Below are 25561 nucleotides of genomic sequence, written 5' to 3'. Positions count from 1 at the left end.
AGACTTGAAATAAGTTGTTTGAAACGGTAAATCTTCGTCTTCAATAGCGTGTTTGAATAGAAATAAAGGAACTAAAATGGATAAACGTATTTTCGTTGAGAAAAAAGCTGATTTTCGTGTAAAATCAGACTCTTTAGTAAAAGAATTACAGCATAATCTTCAGTTGAAAACGTTGAAGGATCTTCGGATTGTTCAGGTTTATGATGTCTTTGGTTTGGCAGAGGACTTGTTTGCGCGTGCGGAAAAACACATCTTCTCTGAGCAAGTGACTGATACTGTTTTGGACGAGGCTGCGGTTCAGGCTGATCTTGAGAATTATGCTTTCTTTGCTATCGAAAGTTTACCTGGTCAATTTGACCAACGTGCAGCATCTTCACAAGAAGCTTTGCTTTTGCTTGGTAGTTCAAATGATGTAACAGTGAATACAGCACAATTGTACTTGGTCAATAAGGATATTGATGCGAATGAATTGGAAGCTGTTAAAAACTATCTCTTGAACCCAGTGGACTCTCGTTTCAAAGATATCACTCTTGGCATTGCTAAACAGGATTTCTCTGAGTCTGATAAGACCATTCCAAACTTGGATTTCTTTGAAACTTATACGGCAGAAGAATTTGCTCAATATAAGGCAGAGCAAGGATTGGCCATGGAAGTGGACGACCTGCTCTTCATCCAAGACTATTTCAAGTCAATTGGACGGGTTCCAACGGAGACGGAGCTTAAGGTTTTGGATACTTACTGGTCTGACCACTGCCGTCACACAACGTTCGAGACTGAGTTGAAAAACATCGACTTCTCAGCTTCTAAATTCCAAAAACAATTGCAAGCGACTTATGACAAGTATATCGCCATGCGTGATGAGTTGGGACGTACGGAAAAACCTCAAACCTTGATGGATATGGCGACTATTTTTGGTCGCTATGAGCGTGCCAATGGTCGTTTGGATGACATGGAAGTGTCTGATGAAATCAATGCCTGCTCTGTTGAAATTGAAGTAGATATCAATGGTGTCAAAGAACCATGGCTTCTCATGTTCAAGAACGAAACCCACAACCACCCAACGGAAATCGAACCATTTGGTGGAGCAGCTACTTGTATCGGTGGTGCTATTCGTGACCCATTGTCAGGTCGTTCCTACGTTTACCAAGCCATGCGTATCTCAGGTGCTGGTGATATTACAGCGCCGATTTCCGAAACGCGTGCTGGGAAATTGCCACAACAAGTGATTTCTAAAACAGCAGCTCACGGTTATTCTTCATACGGGAACCAAATTGGTCTTGCAACAACTTATGTTCGTGAATACTTCCACCCAGGTTTCGTTGCTAAGCGTATGGAGCTAGGTGCCGTTGTCGGTGCAGCTCCTAAGGAAAATGTTGTTCGTGAAAAGCCTGAAGCTGGTGATGTCATTATCTTGCTCGGTGGTAAGACTGGACGTGATGGTGTCGGTGGTGCGACAGGTTCTTCTAAAGTTCAAACGGTTGAATCAGTTGAAACAGCTGGTGCTGAGGTTCAAAAAGGAAATGCCATCGAAGAACGTAAGATTCAACGTCTTTTCCGTAATGGGGATGTGACCCGTCTGATCAAGAAATCCAATGATTTTGGAGCTGGTGGAGTTTGTGTGGCTATTGGTGAATTGGCAGATGGTCTTGAAATTGATCTAGACAAAGTGCCATTGAAATACCAAGGCTTGAATGGTACAGAAATTGCTATCTCCGAATCACAAGAACGGATGGCCGTGGTGGTTCGTCCAGAAGACGTAGAGGCCTTCGTTGTGGCATGTAATAAAGAAAATATTGACGCGGTTGTCGTGGCAACCGTGACGGAGAAACCAAATCTTGTCATGCACTGGAATGGCCAAACCATCGTTGATTTGGAACGTCGTTTCCTTGATACAAACGGAGTACGGGTAGTTGTCGATGCCAAGGTGGTTGACAAGGATGTCAAGCTTCCAGAAGAACGCCAAACATCTGCTAAAACCCTTGAAGCGGATACGCTTGAAGTCTTGGCTGACCTGAACCACGCAAGTCAAAAAGGTTTACAAACTATCTTTGATAGCTCGGTTGGTCGTTCAACAGTCAATCACCCACTTGGTGGTCGCTACCAACTCACACCAACGGAAGCTTCTGTACAGAAATTGCCAGTCCAACATGGTGTGACAACAACTGCGTCTGTCATGGCGCAAGGCTTCAACCCTTATGTAGCTGAATGGTCTCCATATCATGGAGCTGCTTATGCGGTCATCGAAGCAACCGCTCGCTTGGTTGCTGCTGGTGCAAACTGGTCTAAGGCCCGTTTCTCTTATCAAGAGTACTTCGAGCGGATGGATAAACAAGAAGAGCGTTTTGGTCAACCAGTAGCTGCTCTTCTTGGATCTATTGAAGCTCAGATTCAACTTGGTTTGCCATCTATTGGTGGGAAGGACTCGATGTCTGGTACTTTTGAAGAATTGACAGTACCACCAACCTTGGTTGCTTTTGGGGTGACAACAGCAGACAGCCGTAAGGTTCTTTCTCCAGAATTTAAGGCTGCTGGTGAACATATCTACTACATCCCAGGTCAAGCTTTAACCCAAGAGATTGACTTTGATCTCATCAAGTCGAACTTTGCTCAATTTGAAGCCATTCAAAAGGCTCACAAAGTGACAGCCGCATCAGCTGTCAAATATGGTGGTGTCCTTGAAGCTCTTGCCCTTGCAAGCTTTGGGAACCATATCGGTGCTAACGTCGAATTAGCTGACCTTGACACTAGCTTGACAGCCCAATTGGGTGGATTCGTCTTCACGTCTCCTGAAGAGATTGCAGGTATTACCAAGATCGGACGAACAGTGGCTGACTTTACACTTACTGTCAATGGTGTAACGCTTGATGGACACAAACTTGACAGTGCTTTCCAAGGTAAATTGGAAGAAGTTTACCCTACTGAGTTTGAACAGGCTACTGAACTAGAAGAAGTACCTGCAGTGGCATCAGATGTTGTGATTAAAGCCAAAGAAACAGTTGAAACACCAGTGGTTTACATTCCAGTATTTCCAGGTACCAACTCGGAATACGACTCCGCTAAGGCCTTTGAAAAAGAAGGTGCAACAGTCAACTTAGTACCATTTGTTACATTGAATGAAGAAGCGATTGTCAAGTCGGTTGACACCATGGTTGACAACATCGGAAAAGCCAACATTATCTTCTTTGCAGGTGGCTTCTCAGCAGCGGATGAACCAGATGGATCTGCTAAATTTATCGTCAACATCTTGCTCAATGAAAAAGTACGTGCAACTATTGATAGTTTCATCGAACGTGGTGGTTTGATCATCGGTATCTGTAATGGATTCCAAGCCCTTGTTAAATCAGGTCTCCTTCCATACGGTAACTTTGAAGATGCAAGCGGTACTAGTCCAACCCTCTTCTACAATGATGCCAACCAACACGTGGCGAAGATGGTGGAAACACGGATTGCCAATACCAACTCACCATGGCTTGCTGGAGTGGAAGTTGGTGACATCCATGCCATCCCAGTATCACACGGTGAAGGGAAGTTTGTCGTAACGGCTGAGGAATTTGCAGAGCTTCGTGACAATGGTCAAATCTTTAGCCAATATGTTGACTTCGAAGGAAAACCTAGCATGGATTCTAAATACAATCCAAATGGTTCTGTCCATGCGATTGAAGGAATCACTAGCAAAAACGGTCAAATCATTGGGAAGATGGGACACTCAGAACGTTTCGAAGACGGTCTCTTCCAAAATATTCCAGGAAATAAAGACCAGCACCTCTTTGCATCAGCGGTTCAATATTTTACTGGAAAATAAAAGGTATACAACATGACATACGAAGTAAAATCTCTTAATGAAGAGTGTGGAGTCTTTGGGATTTGGGGTCATCCAGACGCTGCGAAACTCACCTATTTTGGCCTTCACAGTCTCCAACACCGGGGACAAGAGGGGGCAGGAATCCTGGCCAATGATCAAGGAACCTTGAGACGCCATCGGGATACCGGTCTGCTTTCAGAAGTCTTTCGAAATCCTTTAAATCTGGAAAAATTGACAGGAAGTTCTGCTATTGGGCATGTTCGCTATGCGACAGCAGGGGAAGCTTCTGTGGATAACATCCAACCCTTCCTCTTCCGCTTTCAAGATACCCAGTTTGGTCTGGCCCATAATGGGAATTTGACCAATGCCCAATCGCTCAAATCTGAATTAGAAAAAAATGGGGCCATCTTTAGCTCGACATCTGATTCAGAAATTTTAGCTCACTTGATTCGTCGGAGCCACAACCCTTCCTTTATGGGGAAAATCAAGGAAGCACTCAATACGGTCAAAGGTGGTTTTGCTTATCTGATGCTGTTTGAAGATAAGCTGATTGCGGCGCTGGATCCAAATGGCTTCCGTCCTCTTTCTATCGGGAAAATGGCTAATGGAGCCTTGGTTGTTTCTTCTGAAACCTGTGCTTTTGAGGTGATTGGGGCAGAATGGATCCGAGATGTACATCCGGGTGAGCTTGTTATCTTCGATGAAAACGGCATTACCTATGATCACTATACGGATGATACCCAACTAGCGATTTGTTCCATGGAGTATATCTATTTTGCTCGTCCTGATTCCAATATCCAAGGGGTCAACGTCCATACCGCTCGCAAGCGGATGGGAGCTCAATTGGCACGAGAATTTAAGAACCAAGCAGATATTGTAGTGGGGGTTCCCAACTCCTCTCTCAGTGCTGCTATGGGCTTTGCGGAAGAATCTGGATTACCAAATGAAATGGGCTTGATCAAGAATCAGTATGTCCAACGGACCTTTATCCAACCGACTCAGGAATTGCGGGAACAAGGGGTGCGGATGAAGCTTTCTGCCGTATCTGGTGTCGTGAAAGGCAAACGAGTTGTCATGATTGATGACTCTATCGTGCGTGGAACCACCTCTCGTCGGATTGTGAAATTGTTGAAAGAAGCAGGGGCTACAGAAGTCCATGTGGCAATTGCTAGCCCAGCTCTGGCTTATCCATGTTTCTACGGAATTGATATTCAGAGTCGCGAAGAGTTAATCGCAGCCAACCATACAGTAGAGGAAACTTGTGAGATTATTGGTGCGGATAGCTTGACCTACTTGTCCATTGATGGCTTGATTGATTCTATTGGTATTGATACCGATGCACCAAACGGTGGTCTTTGTGTAGCTTACTTCGATGGGAAATACCCAACACCTTTATATGACTACGAAGAACGCTATTTGGAAAGCTTGAATGAGCAGACCTCCTTTTATTAGGAATGTTTGCAAGTGAATCTGATCAATCACAGTAGACTCTAGGAAGAGAAAAAGGAATAAACAAATGACAAATAAGAATGCATATGCTCAATCGGGTGTGGATGTTGAAGCGGGTTATGAAGTTGTTGAACGGATCAAAAAACACGTGGCACGTACAGAGCGTGCAGGTGTCATGGGAGCTCTAGGCGGTTTCGGTGGCATGTTTGACCTTTCAAAAACAGGTGTCAAAGAGCCCGTTCTAATTTCAGGAACTGACGGTGTCGGTACTAAACTCATGCTGGCCATCAAGTACGACAAGCATGACACCATTGGTCAAGACTGTGTGGCTATGTGTGTTAACGATATTATCGCTGCAGGTGCAGAGCCTCTTTACTTCCTTGACTATGTCGCAACTGGTAAAAATGAACCAGCTAAACTAGAACAAGTCGTTGCTGGTGTGGCTGAAGGGTGTGTACAAGCAGGTGCAGCCCTCATCGGTGGGGAAACTGCTGAAATGCCTGGTATGTATGGCGAAGACGACTATGACTTGGCTGGGTTTGCTGTTGGTGTTGCTGAAAAATCTCAAATCATCGACGGTTCAAAAGTAGCTGAAGGGGATGTGATTCTGGGACTTGCTTCAAGTGGTATCCACTCAAACGGTTACTCACTTGTTCGTCGTGTCTTTGCGGATTACACAGGTGAAGAAGTCCTCCCAGAATTGGAAGGCAAGAAACTTAAAGACGTTCTTTTGGAACCAACTCGTATCTACGTCAAAGCAGCTTTGCCACTCATCAAAGAAGAATTGGTCAACGGGATTGCCCACATCACAGGTGGTGGTTTCATCGAAAATGTACCACGTATGTTCTCAGATGACTTGGCTGCTGAAATTGATGAAAGCAAAGTGCCAGTACTTCCAATTTTCAAAGCCCTTGAAAAATATGGCCAAATCAAACATGAAGAAATGTTTGAAATCTTCAACATGGGGATTGGTCTCATGCTTGCGGTGAAACCAGAAAATGTGGAACGTGTCAGAGAGCTTCTTGATGAACCTGTTTATGAAATCGGTCGAATTGTGAAGAAAGATGGCGCAAGTGTGGTGATTAAATAATGGCTAAAAGGATTGCTGTTTTTGCCTCTGGTAATGGCTCAAATTTTCAGGTGATTGCGGAAGAATTTCCGGTGGAGTTTGTCTTTTCAGACCATCGTGACGCCTATGTCATAGAACGTGCCGAAAAGCTAGGGGTATTATCCTACGCTTTTGAACTCAAGGAATTTGAGAGCAAGGTAGACTACGAAGCAGCTATTGTCGAGCTCTTGGATGAGCACCAGATTGACTTGGTTTGCCTCGCAGGCTATATGAAAATCGTTGGCCCAACCTTGCTAGCAGCTTATGAAGGCCGTATCATCAATATCCATCCTGCCTATCTGCCAGAATTTCCAGGTGCTCATGGCATTGAAGATGCTTGGAATGCAGGTGTTGCTGAGAGCGGCGTGACCATTCACTGGGTAGATTCTGGCGTTGATACTGGCAAGGTCATCAAACAAGTTCGTGTGCCACGTCTATCGGATGATACCCTTGATACTTTCGAGACTCGCATCCACGAAACAGAGTACAAATTGTATCCAGGGGTGTTGGAAAGTTTGGGAGTAGAGAGGAAATTATAAAGGAGTTTTATGAATAAAGTAATTGATGATTTATTAGAAAATGTCAAAAAATTTGAAATTTTTTTCAATGAATATGAGAAAGAATTTTATCCCGAAATCAGAAAAATGAGAAGACGTTTAGTGTATTCTCTTCTTGCTATGATAATTTTTTATATTATAGATCTAATTTTGTTTCACCTTTCTTCTGATTTTAACTGTTTGAAGTTTATTTCTCTTTTTTGTACTGTAGTTGCTATTGTATTATTTTGGTTTTGTGTGCGTAAATTTGATAATGTATCAGCAGGAGCGCCTAGCAAATTTTCAGAATTATGTAATGAAGTAAAAACTAGCTTGAAAAATCTCTATGGTAGTAACGCCTACAGTGTTGCTAATATGTTATTAGAAGATTTAAGTACTAAACGAAATATCCAGCTTAAAAAATACGAGAATATTGTACAATCTATTGGGACAGTTGGAACGGTTTTAGTAACAGCGTTTATTACTTTGATTTTAAATCGACTGTTTGTTACAGACAAAACGGGTATATCATTTGGCACCTTTTTAGGTTTACTCGCTTTAGTAGCTATAATAGTGATTTTGCTTAAAGCAATAGATGGTGGAATAAAAGGTTTTATTAAATATCCTATATTTGGAAAAGCTTCAAAAGAAGTTTATCTATCGGATGTTCTTTCAGCAGTAAAATATATGCTCTTAGAAAAGGAAGATAACTAACATGATCAAACGTGCCTTAATCAGCGTTTCAGACAAAGCGGGCATTGTTGAATTTGCCCAAGAACTTAAAAAACTCGGTTGGGACATCATCTCAACAGGTGGTACCAAAGTTGCCCTTGACAATGCTGGGGTAGACACCATTGCCATCGACGATGTGACTGGTTTCCCGGAAATGATGGATGGTCGCGTCAAGACTCTCCATCCAAATATCCACGGTGGTCTCCTCGCGCGCCGTGACTTGGATAGCCACCTGGAAGCAGCCAAGGACAATCAGATTGAGCTCATTGATCTTGTTGTGGTCAATCTTTACCCATTCAAGGAAACCGTCCTCAAACCAGCCGTGACTTATGCGGATGCTGTTGAAAACATCGATATCGGTGGGCCATCCATGCTTCGCTCAGCAGCGAAAAACCACGCTAGCGTGACAGTTGTAGTAGATCCTGCGGACTACGCTGTTGTGCTTGACGAATTGGCAGCTAATGGCGAAACAAGTTACGAAACTCGACAAGGTTTGGCAGCCAAAGTTTTCCGTCACACAGCAGCTTACGATGCCTTGATTGCAGAATACTTCACAGCTCAAGTGGGCGAAAGCAAACCTGAAAAACTTACTTTAACCTATGACCTCAAACAAGCTATGCGTTATGGGGAAAATCCTCAACAAGATGCCGATTTCTACCAAAAAGCCTTGCCGACGGATTACTCGATTGCATCCGCTAAACAGCTCAACGGGAAAGAATTGTCCTTCAATAACATCCGTGATGCGGATGCGGCGATTCGGATCATCCGCGATTTCAAAGAACGTCCAACCGTTGTGGCTTTGAAACACATGAACCCATGTGGTATTGGTCAAGCCGACGATATCGAAACAGCTTGGGACTACGCTTATGAGTCTGACCCAGTTTCTATCTTTGGTGGGATCGTCGTTCTCAACCGTGAGGTAGATGCTGCGACTGCTGAGAAGATGCATGGTGTTTTCCTTGAAATCATCATCGCGCCAAGCTATACGGATGAGGCGCTAGATATTTTGACCAATAAAAAGAAAAACTTGCGAATCCTTGCCTTGCCATTTGACGCTCAAGATGATAGTGAAGTGGAAGCAGAATATACAGGTGTTGTCGGCGGACTCCTCGTGCAAAACCAAGACGTGGTGAAAGAAAGTCCAGCTGACTGGCAAGTGGTGACCAAGCGCCAACCAACGGAGACAGAAGCAACTGCTCTTGAGTTTGCATGGAAAGCCATCAAGTATGTCAAATCAAATGGAATTATCGTGACTAATGACCACATGACACTTGGTGTTGGCCCTGGTCAAACCAATCGTGTAGCTTCAGTCCGTATTGCGATTGACCAAGCGAAAGACCGTCTTGACGGCGCTGTTCTTGCTTCAGATGCCTTCTTCCCATTTGCGGATAATGTAGAAGAAATTGCCAAAGCAGGGATCAAAGCCATCATCCAGCCAGGAGGCTCAGTCCGTGACCAAGAATCCATCGAAGCAGCTGATAAATACGGTTTAACCATGATCTTTACAGGTGTTCGTCACTTCAGACACTAATCAAATAAGGCACTCATCGATTGATGAGTGCCTTTTCTGCTGGTTAAGAAACCTTTAATTTGGGTAGATATAGCTGACCGTTCCCCAGACAACATTCGTGGGGTCAAACCAGCCACGGAAATTGTTGATGGTCCGATTTCCATTGTAATTAGCTTCCTTCACTTGAATCTTTTGTTCATGTTCAACCTCTGTCACGACTGCAACATGGCCATAGCCACCGTTGTCCCAGCAGGCGATAGCGCCGATCTCAGGGGTAGTTCCTGTCCGGAAGCCTGCAACGCGAGCGCTAGCAGCCCACATACCACCGTTTCCCCACCAGTTTTGTGACCAAGGAGCCAGCTCTTTTGCTGCCCAGGTACATTCGCCAACGGGATAGTAATTATCCGGCTGGGTGACGAGTGGCGCAGGTTTAGCCCGCTCGACCTGAAATTCTGTGGCGAGCAGGCCTTTTAAGTGCCCCTTGTCTCTTTGATAGACATGGAGATGAAAGGTTCCGTTCCCTTTATGTTTTTCAGCGTTGAAGGACAATTGGTAGCGACCAGGTTCCGTTCTTTTTGCAGGATACCAGATTAAGTCGTCTTGGCCATCTTGTTCAGACCAGATGGGAAAGAGGACTTCTTCCACATCTTCAAAGAGCTGGAGTTGGATCTCGAATAGCTGTGCAGTGATAGGTCGGACTGAGATCTTGGGTTGGGAAGATGCGAGGTCTTTTTTCTCAACGATTGTCTGTAGAGGAAACAATCCTTCAATGTTTCCGTTAGAATGGATGCCGTAGACATGGATATGGTAAAGTCCTGCTTGATCCATATGATTGGTCAAAGGTACTTGCAAATCAAAGCCATTTTCTCCTCGTTGAACAGGATACCAAATGAGGTCGTCCTGGCCATTTTGCTCAGACCAAATGGGGACGCTAACGCTTTGGAAGCGGTCTGGAATGGTCCCGAGGTGAACAACTAATTGTCCCTTTTCCTTGTAGATGTAATTGACGTTTTGGTCTGCTCTTGCAATTTGTGAAGTCCCTGCCCAGAAAAGGCAAGCTGCCAATAGTAGTTTCTTAATTCCCTGCATAAAACTCCTTTTTTAAAAATATTAGAGGTCTCAATTATAATATTCGTAAAAAGTAGCAGAAATTTAAAAAATAATGAAAAAGTTTGTTTTCTAACGAAAATCATCGGACATCCCTTGTAATATTAGAACAAAACGAACGATTATGATATAATTTAATAAAATAATTCGCAAAAGAGGTTCGAGATGAAACTTTTGGTTGTTGGTTCTGGTGGTCGTGAACATGCGATTGCTAAGAAGTTGTTGGAGTCTAAGGACGTTGAGCAGGTTTTTGTGGCTCCTGGTAATGACGGGATGCGATTAGACGGTCTGGATTTGATCAATATCGGAATTTCCGAACATTCTAAGTTGATTGACTTCGCAAAAGTCAACGATATTGCTTGGACCTTTATCGGTCCAGATGATGCCCTTGCAGCTGGTATCGTGGATGACTTCAATGCAGCTGGACTCAAAGCATTTGGTCCGACAAAGGCTGCGGCTGAGCTAGAGTGGTCTAAGGATTTTGCTAAAGAAATCATGGTCAAATACAGCGTTCCAACAGCAGCCTATGGCACATTTTCAGATTTCGAGGAAGCCAAGGCCTATATTGAAGAGCAGGGGGCACCTATCGTAGTCAAGGCAGATGGTTTGGCTCTTGGGAAAGGTGTCGTCGTTGCGGAGACAGTCGAGCAAGCCGTCGAAGCCGCTCACGAAATGCTTTTGGACAATAAATTTGGTGACTCAGGTGCGCGTGTGGTCATCGAGGAATTCCTGGACGGGGAAGAGTTCTCTCTCTTTGCCTTTGTCAATGGCGACAAGTTCTACATCATGCCAACGGCTCAGGACCACAAACGTGCTTATGATGGTGACAAGGGTCCTAATACTGGTGGGATGGGGGCTTATGCGCCAGTTCCTCACTTGCCACAGAGCGTGGTTGACACAGCGGTTGATACCATTGTCAAGCCGGTTCTTGAAGGCATGATCAAAGAAGGTCGCCCTTATCTTGGTGTCCTTTACGCTGGTCTTATCTTGACAGCTGATGGACCCAAAGTCATCGAGTTCAATGCTCGCTTCGGAGATCCAGAAACGCAAATTATCCTGCCTCGTTTGACATCTGATTTTGCCCAAAATATCACGGACATCCTCGATGGCAAGGAGCCAGCTATCACTTGGACAGACAAGGGTGTGACACTGGGTGTGGTTGTAGCATCCAACGGTTATCCACTAGACTATGAAAAAGGTGTCAAGCTTCCAGCCAAGACAGAAGGCGACATCATCACCTACTATGCCGGTGCTAAGTTCGCTGAAAATGGCCAAGACCTCCTCTCAAATGGCGGACGTGTCTACATGCTGGTTACCACAGCAGACACCGTCAAAGACGGCCAAAACATTATCTACAAGGAACTCAACAAACAAAACACAGAAGGCCTATTTTACCGTACAGATATCGGTAGCAAAGCCATAAAAGATTAACAGATATAATATTTGTCAATGGCGAGCGAAAGCGAGCTAGTATAGGATAATCGTCGCAGTAGTGGAACTCTAGTAGCTTTGCTACTAGGAGCGGAAAACTGGAGACCTAGGCTCCAGTTTTAGTAATGGAACGCCCTGGGCGGTCGCTTACGTCCGCACTACAATAGACGATTATCAAAAAGGAGAAGAAATGAAACCAGTAATTTCCATCATCATGGGCTCAAAATCCGACTGGGCAACCATGCAAAAAACAGCAGAAGTCCTAGACCGCTTCGGTGTAGTCTACGAAAAGAAAGTTGTTTCCGCTCACCGTACACCAGACCTCATGTTTAGACATGCGGAGGAAGCACGTAGCCGTGGCATCAAAGTCATCATCGCGGGTGCGGGTGGCGCAGCCCATTTGCCAGGAATGGTAGCTGCTAAAACAACCCTTCCAGTCATCGGCGTGCCCGTCAAGTCTCGTGCCCTTAGTGGTGTGGACTCGCTTTACTCGATTGTACAGATGCCAGGTGGTGTACCAGTCGCAACCATGGCTATCGGTGAAGCTGGTGCGACCAACGCAGCCCTCTTTGCCCTCCGTCTCCTATCAGTAGAGGACCAGGCTATTGCGACAGCTTTGGCAGATTTCGCAGAAGAACAAGGAAAAATCGCAGAGGAGTCTACAAATGAGCTCATCTAAAACAATCGGAATTATCGGTGGCGGTCAGCTGGGTCAGATGATGGCCATTTCTGCTATCTACATGGGACACAAGGTTATCGCGCTGGATCCTGCGGCGGATTGCCCAGCCTCTCGTGTAGCGGAAATTATCGTGGCTCCTTATAACGATGTGGATGCCCTCCGTCAGTTAGCTGAGCGTTGCGATGTCCTGACCTATGAGTTTGAAAATGTCGATGCAGACGGTTTGGATGCTGTCATTAAGGATGGTCAGCTCCCTCAAGGGACAGACCTACTCCGCATTTCACAAAACCGTATCTTTGAAAAGGACTTTTTATCAAACAAGGCTCAAGTCACCGTGGCACCTTACAAGGTCGTGACTTCTAGCCAAGACTTGATAGATATAGACCTATCAAAAAACTATGTCCTCAAGACGGCGACAGGTGGTTACGATGGGCATGGTCAGAAGGTTATTCGTTCAGCCGAAGATTTAGAAGAAGCCTATGCACTAGCGGATTCAGCAGACTGCGTCTTGGAAGAATTTGTTAATTTTGACTTGGAGATTTCTGTTATTGTATCAGGAAATGGCAAGGACGTGACAGTTTTCCCAGTGCAGGAAAATATCCACCGCAACAACATCCTTTCTAAGACCATTGTGCCAGCTCGCATTTCTGAGAGTCTAGCTGAGAAAGCCAAAACTATGTCAGTACGAATTGCTGAGCAACTGAACTTGTCTGGAACTCTTTGCGTGGAAATGTTTGCGACAGCTGATGACATCATTGTCAATGAGATTGCCCCACGTCCGCATAACTCTGGGCACTACTCAATCGAAGCCTGCGACTTTTCACAATTTGACACGCATATCTTAGGTGTTCTTGGAGCACCATTACCAGCAATACACCTCCATGCTCCAGCTGTCATGCTCAACGTTCTCGGCCAACATGTCGAGACTGCTGAAACATATGTGACAGAAAATCCAAGCGCTCACCTCCACTTATATGGTAAACTAGAAGCAAAGCACAACCGCAAAATGGGACATGTGACTTTGTTTAGTAATGAACCGGATAAGGTTGAGGAGTTTTGTTTATGCTAGAGAATTTGAAGTTATTAAAGTCAGATATGAAAGAAAAAGTTGGACTATTTGTAGTTTTATCTTTACATATAAGAATGTAGAATATATAGTTTTAGTAAAAAGATTTGTTGGAAGAGAACAAAGAACAGAAGAATATTCACTAGTAAAATTACATTTTATGAAAAGTGATGATTTAGGTCATGAATTGCAAGTTGAAGCGAGTAGCCAGCGGTTGTTTGTAGATGCAAAAAATTTGAGGGAGTTTTTTGGCATTGAGTATGCTAGTAATTTGGGAAGTATGCTTCACCAGCTTACTGAGCAAATAGGAAGGTCGGTTCCTCCCGTTGTTCCTGCTCCAAATGATATTAGCACAATCGAAAAAAATGCGATGGTTCATTCTTTGAGTAGAAGTGATGCAGAAGATCCCAATAAAGTATATTGTACTCATGTAAGAAGAAATCCTAACAATGGTGAACGAAGCATATTCAATTCAAATAAAACAAAATTACTTAGACCGTTATTATATGATAAACTTCAAAATGAACGTCATATTAGCTTCTGTTATTCTTTTGATAAAGATAAGGAGCGGACCGATTCTGACATTTTAAAACACTTTGCAGAGGATGAACAATATTTTAAAGGAGAAACATCTTAATCGGAGAACAAACCTAAAAACAATCGATCTTATCGGTGGCATGAGTAGGGGAAACACGACTTCCTATTATGAGCTCATCAATGATACAATCAAAGAGTTTTTAATTTATCAGTAAAGCAAGCAGACACAGCTCTCCCTCTTTATGGGACAACAACTATCTATGCCCAAGAGGTAGTGGATATGGCGATAAGTAGATGATCGTTGTGATAAAATGGTATATGATAGAGTTTAGCGATGAAATTGATTTTTGACAGGAGGATATATGGGCGAATTAGTCATAAAAAATGATAAACTAGCCAAAACGAAAGAAGCGGGAAATACCCCACTTGATGTTGAACTATTTCAAAATAAAATAAAAAGTTTTGAACAAGTTGGTAATTATTTTTCGACTATTGTTAATTCTTACAAAGAAATTAAACAAAATATCAATCCTGAGGAAATGTATGTTGTTAAATTCACTCAGGATCAGTTAAAAAAATTTCAAAATGGAGAAATTGATTTTCAGAAGACAGCGGATAGGAAGTCTCTGCTACCCAATTTTGTGACTAAAGGAACAAATAACGATATTGTTTCTAAAGCTAGACTAGAAAAGATTGTTATGGATAATCCTGAAGTTTTACAGAATATCATATATAATGTGAATCAATTAGCAAATGCTCAGAAAATTAATGATTTAGAAATTCTTCTCTCTGAAGTTAAACAGCTCAGTTTGGAAATTAAGCAGGGACAGAAAGATGATAGACGAGCAAAAATTTTAGGTGCAGAAAGCACGGTAAATCAGGCTTTACTAATGTCTGATGATAATCCACACAAACAATTTTTGTTATTAAATTCAATAAACCAGTTGAATGAAGGGCGAGCAGCCCTTATTAAAGAATTTGAAAGAGAGATCAACAAACAAATTCCTATTCCAAATTCAAAATTTATGCTGTTTTTAAAATCTTTATTTGATGATAAATTTAACGAAGACATTTCACATAGTTTCTTTGAATTAAATGATCAATTTTCTTATATCATAAAGGCTAGTGATTTACTTGCTAAAACTTATTTGGTGACAGGTAATGATAAATTGCTTGATACAATTTATTCACCTATAAAATCTTTGGTTGAAGATAACCGTGAATATGTATCAAAACTAGTAGAATTACAAGATTTAGACAATGAAGAACAGCAATGTCAAATAAAATGGTGCATTGAACCCAATGACTTCATTGCTCAAATTGGAACAATGGAACTACTGGAAAGAGATATAGTTAGTATTGAACTTACTGGTGAAGAATTATTGAACGGAGAACAACATGGATAAAAAACAAATTCATCAAATCGGTAAAACATTAAATAAACCTGTTAAAATTGTGAAGGAAAATATTGGATTGATTGCAACAGTAATACTTTCTGTTGGAGGAACAGCAATAGTCAATCATTTTTCAGGAAAAAACGAAAAATAGAAAGGAACAAGGGCTCACGTATTCACCAAAACTGAATACGGGCTACGGACTTGATTAATTCTTATGATTCAACTCATCGTCAACGCATTTGTCGAAAAAGAGAAGACGGGGGCAGTCGTTGAAGTTTTGTATGCTAGTAGTGATCACGAAAAGGTGAAAACTAAGTATGAAGAGCTAGTTGCACAATATCCTGATAACTATTTAGCTATCTATGATGCCCCGCTGGATAAGGATTTGAATACACTGGATCACTATCCCTCTGTGTGGATTGGGAAAGAAGAATTTGAATAAAGTGATTGCCGCTTGCTAACTGATGTGAAACATCAAAAGAAAGGAAAAATTAACAACATGATTGATAGATATAGCCGCCCCGAAATGGCGAACATTTGGACTGAAGAAAATAAATACCGTGCTTGGCTTGAGGTGGAAATCTTGGCTGACGAAGCCTGGGCTGAATTGGGGGAAATTCCTAAGGAAGATGTGGCTTTGATTCGTGAAAAAGCGGACTTTGACATCGACCGTATTTTGGAGATTGAGCAGGAGACTCGCCACGATGTGGTGGCTTTCACGCGTGCGGTTTCTGAGACGCTTGGCGAAGAGCGCAAGTGGGTTCACTATGGGTTGACATCTACCGACGTGGTAGATACAGCCTATGGTTACCTCTACAAACAAGCCAACGATATCATCCGCAAGGATCTTGAAAACTTCCTTACCATCATCGCGGACAAGGCTAAGGAGCATAAGTTCACGATCATGATGGGGCGTACGCACGGTGTGCACGCTGAGCCTACAACCTTTGGTCTTAAATTGGCAACTTGGTACAGCGAAATGAAACGCAACATCGAGCGTTTCGAGCATGCGGCTGCTGGTGTGGAAGCTGGTAAGATTTCTGGTGCGGTTGGGAACTTTGCCAATATCCCACCATTCGTTGAAAAATACGTCTGCGACAAGCTTGGTATCCGTGCTCAAGAAATCTCTACACAAGTCCTTCCTCGTGACCTTCACGCTGAGTACTTTGCGGTTCTTGCTAGCATCGCAACTTCTATCGAGCGTATGGCAACGGAGATCCGTGGTCTTCAAAAATCAGAACAACGTGAAGTGGAAGAGTTCTTTGCCAAAGGCCAAAAAGGATCTTCAGCCATGCCTCACAAACGGAACCCGATCGGTTCTGAAAACATGACAGGTCTTGCGCGTGTCATCCGTGGTCACATGGTGACAGCCTATGAAAACGTCGCTCTTTGGCACGAACGTGATATCTCTCACTCATCAGCTGAGCGAATCATCGCACCAGATACGACCATCTTGATTGACTACATGCTTAACCGTTTTGGAAACATCGTTAAGAACTTGACAGTCTTCCCTGAAAACATGATCCGCAACATGAACTCAACATTTGGTTTGATCTTCAGCCAACGTGCCATGTTGACCTTGATTGAAAAAGGGATGACCCGTGAGCAAGCCTATGACTTGGTGCAACCAAAAACAGCCTACTCTTGGGATAACCAAGTAGACTTCAAACCACTTCTTGAAGCAGATCCAGAGGTAACTTCTCGCCTCACTCAAGAAGAAATTGATGAAATCTTCAACCCAACTTACTACACCAAACGGGTGGATGAAATCTTCGAACGCATCGGTTTGGGTGACTAATCGCAACGAAAAACGAGAATTTGAAAAATAGACGAAAAGAGGCTGGGACAAAAGTCCTAGCCTCTCAATTGTCTTTGGATTGTCGAGCAAGACGCAGTGGTTGAGTGGGCTCTACTAGGCTGATTTCATCAGCTTTTACAGCCCTACTCAACTGTGCGGAGGTGGGACGACGAAATCGAATTCTAACGAATTACCGATTTCTGTCCCACTCTCTTTTCCTATAACAGGTGCTCTAGAGCTTGAATTTATCATAATAAATTTTGACTGATTAAACTATTTATAGGAAGTCTATCACTAATTATAGATTATTCGTTTTACATGTTTTAGGAACTATTTTTTCATGCTATAATTTGTATCATAAAAGTCTGAGGCCAGACCCCAGACTTTGAATGATCAATGATCACGATCACAAGAGATAAATTTGATTTTATAGTAGTCGCCGCGTTTATAGGTTTCGCTATATTCGAGAATTTGACCGGTCGCTTCCAATTTTGTCGTCTTCACTTGACGGACAGTTGGGAAGTTTTCATCGATATTCAACACAGAAGCGATTTTGCTTGGTGTTGGGAATACAATATCATTGATTTCTTCAAAGTGTTCATCATTCATATGGATATGATAATCTTCTTTAAAGCGATCATAAATCGAACTATAGTAATCTAAGCTCGGATAATTTGGGTTAATATATTGCTCTGGGACATAGGTCTGGTGGTAGATATAGGTATCTTCACCAATATGACGAGTCCGATCAATCTTATAATAGAATTGAGTCGGAGCGAGCCCTAGTTTATCCAAGATGTTCAGCGCGTTGCCACGCTTAATAGAGAGAACTTTTACAGTCGCTTTTTGGATAGGGAAGGTTTCAACGTCTGAAAACTCAACCAGCTTGTGTTTTCTAGCGCGCGAAACAAAGGTTCCTTTTCCTTGTTGACGGACGATGTATCCATCGCTAGCCAAATCGTTCAAAGCACGAACAACAGTAATCGAGCTAACATTATAAATTTTAATCAACTCGGCTTCTGTGTAAAATTTATCTCCATTTTCGAATTTGCCTGAGATAATTTGTTGCTTCAAATCATCTTTGATGTGTTGGTATTTTGGGATTGCCATGTGCTTCACCTCTTCTTTCGATATCCCTTGTTAATATTATTTTAACATATTTTTTCAAAAGTGGTTGACATTTTTTTATTAATATATTATATTGATAAATGAAAAGGGTTTCTTAGAAGGAGGTTCTCAGTATGGGGGCATTTGAAATCCGTGAAGATTTTTATTTAAATGATCAACCTTTTAAGATTTTATCTGGTGCAATTCATTATTTTCGGATCGATCGTGAGGATTGGTATCATTCCTTATATAACCTAAAAGCTCTAGGTTTTAATACTGTTGAAACCTATGTTCCATGGAATGCTCATGAGCCGCAAAGAGGCCACTTTCACTTTGAAGGGAATTTGGACCTGGAGCACTTTATCCAAGTAGCTCAAGAGTTGGATCTGTATGTGATTCTCCGTCCGTCACCGTTCATCTGTTCGGAGTGGGAATTTGGGGGCTTGCCAGCCTGGTTAATAGAAGAAGACCTTCGGATTCGCTCATCGGATCCGGCCTTTCTCAAGGAAGTGGCTCACTATTACGACGAGCTCTTGCCACGTGTGGCCAAGTACCAATTGGATCGTGGGGGCAATATCCTCATGATGCAGGTTGAGAACGAATATGGCTCTTATGGCGAAGACAAGGCCTACCTTCGGGCGATCAGAGATCTAATGATTGAGCGGGATATTACTTGTCCACTCTTCACCTCTGATGGACCTTGGAGGGCGACCCTTCGAGCAGGGACCTTGATTGAGGATGGACTCTTTGTAACCGGTAATTTTGGTTCGCGTGCGAATTACAACTTCTCTCAGATGAAAGAATTCTTTGCTGAGCATGATAAAGAGTGGCCACTCATGTGTATGGAATTTTGGGATGGCTGGTTCAATCGGTGGAAAGAGCCTATCATCAAGCGAGATCCAGAAGAGTTGGCAGAAGCAGTCCATGAAGTCTTACAAGAAGGCTCTATCAATCTCTATATGTTCCATGGTGGGACCAACTTTGGATTTATGAACGGTTGCTCAGCACGAGGGACCGTGGATCTCCCGCAAGTGACATCTTACGACTATGATGCTCTCTTAGATGAGCAGGGCAATCCGACTCCTAAGTACCATGCAGTCAAAAAGATGATGGCGACCTACTATCCAGAGTATCCACAGATGGATCCGCTTGTGAAGTCGACTTTGCCAGAGCATAGACTAAAGGTAACCAACAAGACTAGTTTATTTGGTAATTTAAACGAGATTGCTCAGGTCACAGAAAGTCTTTATCCACAGACCATGGAAGAAATCGACCATCCCTTAGGCTATCTACTCTATGAGACAGATGTTGAAATGGATGCGGAAGAAGAGCGCTTGCGTATCATCGATGCGCGTGACCGGGTACAGGTTTATGCCAATGATCAATTGATTGCCACTCAATACCAAGAAGAAATCGGTCAAGATCTTTTTTTAAACGGGAAAAAGAAAACGATTACAAACTTAAAGCTCTTGATCGAAAACATGGGACGAGTCAATTATGGGCACAAACTTTTAGCGGACACCCAACGAAAAGGAATCCGAACAGGAGTTTGTATCGATCTACATTTCAAGCTTGATTGGAAACAATATGCGCTTGATTTTAGCCAGTTGGATCGCTTGGATTTTTCGAAAGAATGGCAAGAAGGTCAACCAGCTTTTTATCAATTTGCTTTTCATCTAGATCAGGTTGAGGATACCTTCCTTGATATGACTGGATTTGGAAAAGGGATCGTTCTTGTAAACGGCCACCATATCGGCCGTTTCTGGGAAGTCGGTCCAACACTCTCCCTCTACATCCCTCATGGTTTTCTCAAAGATGGGGAAAATGAGATTCTCGTCTTTGAGACCGAGGGGACTTGGACGGAGACCTTAAAACTTGTTTCACAACCTACATTCAAAGAAGTAAAGGGGGAAAACTTATGACTATTGTAGGATGCCGTATCGATGGACGTTTGATCCACGGGCAGGTAGCCAATCTTTGGACTACCAAACTGAATATTTCACGTATCATGGTGATCGATGATGAAGTCGCTCAAAATGATATCGAAAAAAGTGGTTTGAAACTAGCGACACCACCTGGTGTCAAGCTCAGTATCTTGCCAGTAGCAAAGGCTGCAGAAAATATCTTGGCTGGAAAATATGACAGCCAACGTCTCTTCATCGTAGCTCGCAAGCCAGATCGTTTCCTCGGTTTGGTAGAAGCAGGTGTGCCACTTGAAACCTTAAACGTTGGGAACATGTCTCAATCAGACGAGACTCGTCCGATTACTCGTTCGATCAACGTAGTGGATGCTGATGTGGAAGCTTTCCACAAGCTAGCTGAAAAAGGAGTTAAGCTAACTGCTCAAATGGTTCCAAATGATCCAATTGAAGACTTCTTGAAGTTACTCAAATAGTTTATAAATAAAAAAGAAAAATTTTAGGAGGAAATTGTCATGATACAATGGTGGCAAATTTTACTACTTACTTTGTACTCAGCTTATCAAATCTGTGATGAGTTGACGATTGTTTCATCAGCAGGATCACCAGTCTTTGCTGGTTTCATTACAGGACTTGTCATGGGGGATTTAAAGACAGGTCTCTTTATCGGAGCTTCTCTTCAATTGACAGTGCTCGGTGTTGGTACTTTCGGTGGAGCTTCTCGTATTGACGCCACTTCTGGTGCCGTTCTTGCGACTGCCTTCTCAGTAGCACAAGGGATTGATCCAGAGCTTGCTATTGCTACAATCGCTGTACCGGTAGCAACTTTGTTGACATACTTTGATATTCTTGGTCGTATGACTACAACTTACTTCGCTCACCGTGTAGATGCTGCGATTGAACGCTTTGATTACAAAGGCATCGAACGCAACTATCTCCTTGGTGCGATTCCATGGGCTCTTTCTCGAGCTCTCCCAGTTTACTTCGCGCTTGCTTTTGGTGGATCTTTCGTAGAAACTGTTGTTACAGGTCTTGCTAATGTACAATGGTTGGCAAACGGTCTGAAACTTGCAGGTCAAATGCTTCCAGGTCTTGGATTTGCGATCTTGCTCCGTTACCTTCCTGTTCGTCGTAACCTTCACTACTTAGCACTTGGCTTTGGTTTGACAGCTATGTTGACAGTGCTTTATAGCAATGTTCAAAGTGTTGGTAATGCCGTTTCAGCAATGCTTGGAACAGATGCTTTTGCAAAACTTCCACAAGAACAAATGGTTGCCTTCACAAACAACTTCAAATCTGTATCTATGATTGGTATTGCCATTATCGGTATCTTCCTTGCAGTACAACACTTCAAAAACAGTCAACGTACAGTCGTAGCTGCTCCAGTAACTGAATCAGAAAGCGGGGAAATTGAAGATGACGAATTCTAAGAATTACAAACTCACTAAAGAGGATTTTAATCAAATTAACAAACGTAGTCTGTTTACTTTCCAATTAGGTTGGAACTATGAACGGATGCAGGCTTCTGGTTACCTTTATATGATTTTACCTCAGTTGCGTAAAATGTATGGAGACGGCACACCTGAACTAAAAGAAATGATGAAATTGCATACGCAATTCTTCAATACTTCACCATTCTTCCACACCATTATCACTGGTTTTGACCTTGCTTTGGAAGAAAAAGATGGTGTCAAATCAAAAGATGCGGTCAATGGTATCAAGACAGGTCTCATGGGACCATTCGCTCCTCTTGGGGACTCAATCTTTGGATCATTGGTACCAGCTATTATGGGTTCAATCGCAGCAACTTTGGCTGTTGCAGGAAACCCAGCCGGTATCTTCTTGTGGATCGCTGTGGCAGTTGCTTATGACATTTTCCGTTGGAAACAATTGGAATTTGCCTATAAAGAAGGGGTTAACCTCATCAACAACATGCAAAGTACCTTGACAGCTTTGATTGATGCAGCTGCCGTTCTGGGTATCTTCATGGTTGGTGCCTTGATTGCCAGCATGATTGGTGTTGAAGTTTCTTGGGCTCCACACATTGGGGACAAAGCGATTGAAATTCAAGATATGCTCAACCTTATCTTCCCACGTTTGGTACCAGCTATCATCACAGGTGTGATCTACTGGTTGCTTGGACGTAAAGGTATGAACTCTACAAAAGCTATCTTGCTCATCATCCTTGCAGCAATCGCATTCTCAGCATTTGGCCACTTCTTCTTTGGAATGGCATAATGGAGTAAGGTATGGCAAAACAGTTAGTATTGGTCAGTCATGGTCGCTTCTGTGAAGAGCTCAAAGCCAGTACAGAAATGATTATGGGACCACAAGACAATATTCATGCCGTGGCCCTCTTGCCAGAGGAAGGTCCTGAGGAGTTTACAGCCAAGTTTGAAGCCTGTGTTGCAGACTTTGAGGACTATATCGTCTTTGCGGATCTTTTGGGAGGCACTCCTTGTAATACAGTTAGCCGTCTGATTCTTGAAGGACGTGCGATTGACCTCTATGCAGGGATGAACTTGCCAATGGTAATTGAATTTATTAATAACAGCCTGGTCGGAGGAGAAGAAGCTTATCCAGCGCGTGCACAAGAAAGCATCGTGAAGGTTAATGATCTTTTATCCAACTTTGATGACGACGAGGATGAATAAGATACGATAGCGAAGACCGCTTGAACATTCGGAATGGGGCTGGGACAATTGTCTCGGCCTCTTACCGCTTATAAGGCGGGTAGAAAAGAGGAAAAGCATGCTAGATTATACAAAAGAAGAACTGCTTGAACTGGGGGCTGAAATTACGACTCGCGAAATTTACCAGCAACCAGAAGTTTGGAAAGGAACCTATCGTCTCTATCAAGAGAAAGCGAAAGAAATCCAAGAGTTTTTAGAGACCATTGGGAAGCGTCATGGCTACATCAAAGTCATCCTGACAGGAGCAGGGACCTCGGCCTATGTGGGGGACACCTTGGTTCCCTATTTGCAGGAAGTGTACGATGAACGCCATTGGAATTTCCAATCCATTGCGACGACTGATATCGTGGCGCATCCACAAACCTACCTCAAAAAAGAAGTGCCGACGGTCTTAGTTTCCTTTGCACGAAGTGGCAACTCGCCTGAAAGTGTTGCGACAGTTGAGTTGGCTCAAGACTTGGTCGATGAACTCTATCAGATCACCATTACCTGTGCGGAAGAAGGCAAGCTAGCTCAGCAAGCTCACGGAGATGAGCGCAATCTCTTGCTTCTCCAACCAAAAGAAACCAATGATGCTGGCTTTGCCATGACATCCAGCTTTACTTCTATGCTCTTGACAGCCCTCTTGGTCTTTGATCCAAGTGAGGAAGAAATCAAGGAAAAACGAGTGGAAGAATTGATTTATCTGTCAGAGCAGGTCTTGGAGAAAGATCGCGAGGTCAAGGAAGTTGTAGATTTAGACTTCGAACGTGTCATCTATCTAGGAGCAGGACCTTTCTTTGGGCTAGCTCATGAAGCCCAGCTCAAGATTTTGGAACTGACTGCCGGTAAAATCGCGACCATGTATGAGAGTCCTGTCGGCTTCCGTCACGGTCCGAAATCCCTCATCAATGACCAAACTCTCGTCTTGGTATTTGGCTCCATTGATCCTTATACGCGTCAGTATGATCTAGATTTGGTTGGAGAAGTAGCAGGGGATCAGATTGCCCGTCAGGTCGTCCTCTTGACGGACCAAGCTGCAGGTATTGAGCAGGTACGAGAAGTGTTAGTAGAAGCTTCTGCAGACTCACTGGATATCTACCGTGCCTTCCCTTACATTATCTACAGTCAATTGATTTCTCTCTTGACTTCGCTCAAGGTTCAAAATCGCCCAGACACACCATCACCAACTGGAACAGTCAACCGTGTTGTACAAGGAGTGGTGATTCACCCTTTTCACTAGAATGAATGATCTTGGAGGAGACAACTTGTGAAACATTATCAAAAATATCTATTTGGTCAACTGGACGGCCAAGACGTAGAAGCTTATCGCCTCGAAAATGACCTAGGTTATCAATTGTCTGTCATGACCTATGGGGCGACGATCTTAGAGTATGTGACACCAGACAAGCATGATCAATTCGCTAATATTGTATTGGGTTTTGACAATTTTGATGCCTATGTCGGCAATAGCCCCAAGTACGGAGCCAGCATTGGTCCGGTTGCTGGTCGGATCGCAGGGGCCAGCTTTGAGCTCAATGGTCAAACCTATCACTTAGAAGCCAATAATGGCGCCAACTGCAACCACAGTGGACCGACGGGCTGGGACAGCGCCTTGTTTAGCGTGGAGTCTGTAACGGACCAAGAAATCACCCTGTACACAGAGCGTGCAGATGGTATCGGTGGTTTCCCTGGAAATCTCAAGATCTGGGTGACCTATGGCTTGACGGAAGTAGGGGAGTTGGAAATCAGCTATCGAGTAGAAACGGACCAAGATACTCTAGTTAATCCGACCAACCACAGCTATTTCAACCTATCAGGCAACTTCACCCAGCCGATTAATGACCATGTCTTTCAGATCAACCATCAAGGGCTTTACCCTATCCATCCCGACGGTGTCCCTCTTCACACTGTGGATAAAGAAAGTCCGGTTGTTCAGCATCTCTACCAAGCTATGCTCTTAGAGGATCTCTTTAAGGATTCGGATCCTCAAATCCGCCTGGTAGAAGGCTTGGACCATCCTTTCGCTTTGCCAGAAGGGCATGAGAATGCAGGCTTTCTTTACCATCAGCCGTCTGGACGTTTCTTGACCTTCAAGTCAGAAGCTCCCGCCTTGGTGGTGTATTCAGCTAACTTTGTGGATGATACTGTTTATCTGGAAGGGCAACCAATGGTTCAACACAATGGCCTGGCCTTGGAATTCCAAATCGTACCAGACGCCATTCATAGTGACCAAGCTGAAAAGGTTATCTTGAAAGCAGGTCAAGTCTTCACCAGCAAGACCAGCTACCATGCCATTGCTAAGAAATAGATAAGAAAGAGAGGGTGACAAACAAGGATGTGAAAACCTTGCTTGAAACCTCCTCTTTTTTTGAAAAAAAATTTTAAAAATGACTATAAGGAAACTTTAAGCTTCCCGTCGTATACTAATACCATCATCAAAGACCTCCTAACTTTGAATGATAAAACTCCTAAAACTTTTTCATAATAATCTCCCTATAAGAGCCACCAAAACCGGTGGTTTTTTTCTGGGAGTGAGACAGAACAATTTTTTAAAATTGTTCGTTGTCTCACCCCCGCACAGTTGATTAGGTAATCTTTGGAGCTATAAGAGCGAACAAAGATACCAATCAACCACTGCGTTATGTAATTATTACTAAACCTATTTCATCTAACCAAGCCTGATAGGGACGTAGACGAGTTTAGGTACA

The 25561-nt window shown here is 43.2% G+C and carries 23 protein-coding genes; 21 read left to right on the top strand and 2 right to left on the bottom strand.

Annotation, left to right across the window (positions count from 1 at the left end; translation table 11 throughout):
- Window positions 1-76 precede the first annotated feature (76 nt).
- From EAI95_RS09395 to purH, 6 genes are all read left to right on the top strand, one after another.
- Window positions 77-3802: a phosphoribosylformylglycinamidine synthase gene (locus tag EAI95_RS09395; RefSeq protein WP_129822795.1), complete on the top strand. Its 3726-nt coding sequence runs from the start codon at window positions 77-79 to the stop codon at window positions 3800-3802.
- Window positions 3803-3814: 12 nt separating this feature from the next.
- Window positions 3815-5254 carry an amidophosphoribosyltransferase gene (purF, locus tag EAI95_RS09390; RefSeq protein ID WP_129822794.1) on the top strand — a complete coding sequence of 480 codons (1440 nt, stop codon included), beginning with the start codon at window positions 3815-3817 and terminating at the stop codon, window positions 5252-5254.
- Window positions 5255-5318: 64 nt separating this feature from the next.
- On the top strand, window positions 5319-6341 hold the full coding sequence (gene purM, locus EAI95_RS09385) for a phosphoribosylformylglycinamidine cyclo-ligase (protein WP_129822793.1): 1023 nt from the start codon (window positions 5319-5321) through the stop codon (window positions 6339-6341).
- Window positions 6341-6898, top strand: a complete 558-nt coding sequence (gene purN / locus EAI95_RS09380; protein ID WP_129822792.1) for a phosphoribosylglycinamide formyltransferase — start codon at window positions 6341-6343, stop codon at window positions 6896-6898. Before purM ends, purN begins: the two co-directional genes overlap by 1 nt.
- A 9-nt stretch (window positions 6899-6907) precedes the next feature.
- A complete protein-coding gene (locus tag EAI95_RS09375; protein WP_129822791.1) occupies window positions 6908-7609 on the top strand; it encodes a hypothetical protein in 702 nt (233 codons plus the stop codon).
- Between the two features lies 1 nt (window position 7610).
- Entirely contained in the window at window positions 7611-9158 is a 1548-nt protein-coding gene (gene purH / locus EAI95_RS09370) for a bifunctional phosphoribosylaminoimidazolecarboxamide formyltransferase/IMP cyclohydrolase (RefSeq protein ID WP_129822790.1), read from the top strand.
- A gap of 54 nt (window positions 9159-9212) precedes the next feature.
- Here purH and EAI95_RS09365 read toward each other — a convergent pair whose 3' ends face one another.
- The gene (locus EAI95_RS09365; protein WP_129822789.1) at window positions 9213-10226 is read right to left on the bottom strand and encodes a GBS Bsp-like repeat-containing protein; all 1014 of its coding nucleotides are present in this window, start codon (window positions 10224-10226) and stop codon (window positions 9213-9215) included.
- A gap of 183 nt (window positions 10227-10409) precedes the next feature.
- On the opposite strand from EAI95_RS09365, the gene purD reads away from it, so the two are divergent.
- From purD to purB, 8 genes are all read left to right on the top strand, one after another.
- Window positions 10410-11675 (top strand): phosphoribosylamine--glycine ligase, encoded by a 1266-nt coding sequence (gene purD / locus EAI95_RS09360; protein ID WP_129822788.1) that lies wholly within the window; start codon window positions 10410-10412, stop codon window positions 11673-11675.
- 190 nt (window positions 11676-11865) lie between these two features.
- Entirely contained in the window at window positions 11866-12354 is a 489-nt protein-coding gene (purE, locus tag EAI95_RS09355) for a 5-(carboxyamino)imidazole ribonucleotide mutase (RefSeq protein WP_000805610.1), read from the top strand.
- Window positions 12341-13423: a 5-(carboxyamino)imidazole ribonucleotide synthase gene (gene purK, locus EAI95_RS09350; protein WP_129822787.1), complete on the top strand. Its 1083-nt coding sequence runs from the start codon at window positions 12341-12343 to the stop codon at window positions 13421-13423. Before purE ends, purK begins: the two co-directional genes overlap by 14 nt.
- Complete coding sequence (locus EAI95_RS09345; RefSeq protein WP_238662908.1) at window positions 13401-14057, top strand: DUF6037 family protein; 657 nt, start codon at window positions 13401-13403, stop codon at window positions 14055-14057. Before purK ends, EAI95_RS09345 begins: the two co-directional genes overlap by 23 nt.
- A gap of 262 nt (window positions 14058-14319) precedes the next feature.
- Window positions 14320-15363 carry a hypothetical protein gene (locus EAI95_RS09340; protein ID WP_129822786.1) on the top strand — a complete coding sequence of 348 codons (1044 nt, stop codon included), beginning with the start codon at window positions 14320-14322 and terminating at the stop codon, window positions 15361-15363.
- A complete protein-coding gene (locus EAI95_RS09995; protein ID WP_173018625.1) occupies window positions 15356-15505 on the top strand; it encodes a hypothetical protein in 150 nt (49 codons plus the stop codon). The genes EAI95_RS09340 and EAI95_RS09995 overlap by 8 nt, the downstream gene beginning before the upstream one ends.
- A gap of 63 nt (window positions 15506-15568) precedes the next feature.
- Window positions 15569-15796, top strand: a complete 228-nt coding sequence (locus EAI95_RS09335) for a phosphoribosylaminoimidazole carboxylase (protein ID WP_129822785.1) — start codon at window positions 15569-15571, stop codon at window positions 15794-15796.
- 57 nt (window positions 15797-15853) lie between these two features.
- Window positions 15854-17152, top strand: coding sequence for an adenylosuccinate lyase (gene purB / locus EAI95_RS09330; protein ID WP_129822784.1), 1299 nt, complete (start codon window positions 15854-15856; stop codon window positions 17150-17152).
- A gap of 393 nt (window positions 17153-17545) precedes the next feature.
- Here the strand turns inward: purB and EAI95_RS09320 are convergent, their stop codons facing one another.
- Window positions 17546-18262 (bottom strand): GntR family transcriptional regulator, encoded by a 717-nt coding sequence (locus tag EAI95_RS09320; protein WP_006595289.1) that lies wholly within the window; start codon window positions 18260-18262, stop codon window positions 17546-17548.
- Between the two features lie 131 nt (window positions 18263-18393).
- Here EAI95_RS09320 and EAI95_RS09315 point away from each other — a divergent pair, with 131 nt between their 5' ends.
- The 7 genes from EAI95_RS09315 (at window position 18394) to EAI95_RS09285 (ending at window position 25161) form a co-directional block, all read left to right on the top strand.
- Complete coding sequence (locus EAI95_RS09315; protein WP_129822783.1) at window positions 18394-20181, top strand: beta-galactosidase family protein; 1788 nt, start codon at window positions 18394-18396, stop codon at window positions 20179-20181.
- A complete protein-coding gene (locus EAI95_RS09310; protein WP_023024885.1) occupies window positions 20178-20654 on the top strand; it encodes a PTS system mannose/fructose/N-acetylgalactosamine-transporter subunit IIB in 477 nt (158 codons plus the stop codon). The genes EAI95_RS09315 and EAI95_RS09310 overlap by 4 nt, the downstream gene beginning before the upstream one ends.
- Window positions 20655-20693: 39 nt before the next feature.
- The gene (locus EAI95_RS09305; RefSeq protein WP_129822782.1) at window positions 20694-21608 is read left to right on the top strand and encodes a PTS mannose/fructose/sorbose/N-acetylgalactosamine transporter subunit IIC; all 915 of its coding nucleotides are present in this window, start codon (window positions 20694-20696) and stop codon (window positions 21606-21608) included.
- The gene (locus tag EAI95_RS09300) at window positions 21595-22416 is read left to right on the top strand and encodes a PTS system mannose/fructose/sorbose family transporter subunit IID (protein ID WP_023024889.1); all 822 of its coding nucleotides are present in this window, start codon (window positions 21595-21597) and stop codon (window positions 22414-22416) included. The genes EAI95_RS09305 and EAI95_RS09300 overlap by 14 nt, the downstream gene beginning before the upstream one ends.
- A gap of 11 nt (window positions 22417-22427) precedes the next feature.
- Window positions 22428-22832 (top strand): PTS sugar transporter subunit IIA, encoded by a 405-nt coding sequence (locus EAI95_RS09295; RefSeq protein WP_023024891.1) that lies wholly within the window; start codon window positions 22428-22430, stop codon window positions 22830-22832.
- Between the two features lie 97 nt (window positions 22833-22929).
- Window positions 22930-24093, top strand: coding sequence for an SIS domain-containing protein (locus tag EAI95_RS09290; RefSeq protein WP_129822781.1), 1164 nt, complete (start codon window positions 22930-22932; stop codon window positions 24091-24093).
- A gap of 27 nt (window positions 24094-24120) precedes the next feature.
- Window positions 24121-25161: an aldose epimerase family protein gene (locus tag EAI95_RS09285; RefSeq protein ID WP_129822780.1), complete on the top strand. Its 1041-nt coding sequence runs from the start codon at window positions 24121-24123 to the stop codon at window positions 25159-25161.
- Window positions 25162-25561: the final 400 nt, after the last annotated feature.

This window comes from Streptococcus sp. bf_0095, assembly GCF_004166885.1.
Lineage (GTDB): Bacteria > Bacillota > Bacilli > Lactobacillales > Streptococcaceae > Streptococcus.
Note: the sequence above shows the minus strand (reverse complement) of the source record. Positions and strands in the feature narration are given on the sequence as shown.